At 60.5% G+C, this 263-nt stretch carries 1 protein-coding gene; it reads left to right on the plus strand.

The window, feature by feature from the left end; all coding sequences use genetic code 11:
* The coding region (locus tag AB2L51_RS15270; RefSeq protein WP_400922703.1) for an ExbD/TolR family protein at positions 1 to 263 on the plus strand (263 nt) is incomplete at both ends.

Below are 263 nucleotides of genomic sequence, written 5' to 3' on the forward strand. Positions count from 1 at the left end.
GCCGAAGACCGAAGCGGTGGCGCCGGTCGAGCAGAAAGACCCGTTGGTGGTGAGCATCGACGGTGCAGGAAAGCTGTTTATCAACAAGGACGAAATCCAGCCGGATCTGCTGGAGTTCAACCTCAAATCGGCCAAGGCCAAGGACCCGGAAGTGCGCGTGCAATTGCAGGCCGACGACGGGGTGAATTACGGCGAAGTGGCGCGAGCCATGGCTTCGATCGAGCGGGCGGGCATCACCAAGCTGTCGGTGATCACTGCACGAT

It is taken from the genome of Acetobacter fabarum, assembly GCF_040702925.2.
GTDB lineage: Bacteria > Pseudomonadota > Alphaproteobacteria > Acetobacterales > Acetobacteraceae > Acetobacter > Acetobacter fabarum_B.